The sequence below is a fragment of the Candidatus Obscuribacterales bacterium genome, from assembly GCA_036703605.1.
GTDB lineage: Bacteria > Cyanobacteriota > Cyanobacteriia > RECH01 > RECH01 > RECH01.
The window spans coordinates 1-1,359 of sequence record DATNRH010000706.1; the positions used below are offsets into that span (position 1 = coordinate 1).

The 1,359-nt window shown below is 53.1% G+C and carries 3 protein-coding genes; all 3 read left to right on the forward strand.

Going from position 1 to position 1,359, the window contains the following annotated elements; all coding sequences use genetic code 11:
• The coding region (locus tag V6D20_14850; GenBank protein ID HEY9817059.1) for a DUF4043 family protein at positions 1-579 on the forward strand (579 nt) is incomplete at its 5' end.
• Between the two features lie 11 nt (positions 580-590).
• Positions 591-1,082 carry a hypothetical protein gene (locus V6D20_14855; GenBank protein ID HEY9817060.1) on the forward strand — a complete coding sequence of 164 codons (492 nt, stop codon included), beginning with the start codon at positions 591-593 and terminating at the stop codon, positions 1,080-1,082.
• Positions 1,083-1,117: 35 nt separating this feature from the next.
• Positions 1,118-1,359: hypothetical protein (locus V6D20_14860; GenBank protein HEY9817061.1), on the forward strand; the 242-nt coding region annotated here is incomplete at its 3' end.

Consider the following 1,359-nt stretch of genomic DNA (forward strand, 5'->3'; position numbering starts at 1 on the left):
AACGTTGATACGTCAGGCGACAAGATGGACAAGGAGATGGTTGCCCTGCTGAAGTCTGTAGCAGAGGTTGCCGATCCTCTCATCCGTCCTATCTATGTAAAGGGTGATGAGCCGTGGTATGTCCTGTTCCTGGGTGAGTACGCTTTCCGTGACTTGCGTGTTGACCTGCAGACCCTTCATTCCAACGCGATGCCCCGTAGTGCTGAGGGCAACCCGCTGTGGAAGGCTGGCGATCTGGTTTGGGACGGCGTAATCATCAAGCGTGTTCCTGAGATCGACAGCATCTTCATCGACGGCTCAACCGGCCCGTTTGGCGGTGTGTGGGGCGCTAACGCTACGGGTGACAACCTTGTTACCTCTGGCGGCTCAACCTCACGCGTCAGCATGGGCTTTCTGTGTGGTGCGCAGGCTCTCGGCTTTGGTATTGGTCGGCCCGCATCCTTCAAGCGCAGGAAAGAGGATGACTACGAGCACCTGAATGGTGTTGGTGTTTCCATGAAGCACGACATCAAGAAGGTTTTCTACAACAACAAGCAGCATGGAATGGTTACATCTTTCCATAGCTCAACCGCTGCTTAAGGAGGTTTACTATGGCTGCTGAAACTTTAACTTCAAAACAGGCGGGTGCTGATTACCCCGTCGCAGGCCCAGGTGACGCCTATAACCTTAAGGTAGCATTTGGTACTTATCAGATCGCGGCTAACGTGGAAGACGGCGACATCTTTGAGATGTGCAAACTTCCCGCTGGCGCGGTTGTCACGGGCGGCTATATCATTGGTGAAGACCTGGATACAGGTATTGAAGCCCTTGATATGGACATCGGTTGGGCATCCAACGGTACGGATGCTGCCGACCCGGACGGCTTTGGTAACTTAGCTGTATGGACGGGCGACACTTCCGTTCACTTGCCGGTTGCTGGTGTGTACTTCCCTTTACAGGGCGTACTCCAGACCACAGGCCCGAAGAAGTTCGCTGCTGAAACCACAATCCAGATAGAGGCCAATGCCGCTGCAACTACGTTTGCTGCCGGTCAGGTCACAGTGGTTGTGCATTTCTTCATCGATCCAAACTTCGCGCTGTAACAATAAGGGGCGGTGTAAAAGCCGCCCCGCTTTTTATGGTCAAGAAACAACATTGGGGCTTTAACCCCGACTGGCTTGAATACGTCAAGCAAACCTGGAAGGGCAATGGTCGGGTCGAGCAGATAAAGGAAGAAACCCCCGAATCGTTAGCGTTCAAGGACAGGGCAGCTCAGGCTTTTACCGAGCGCGGGATACCGTTCAAAAAGATCAAGACATGGATATCCATTCAAGTGCCCGTTGAAGGCAAGGGATACGATGTTGATTACCCCCACGTTCA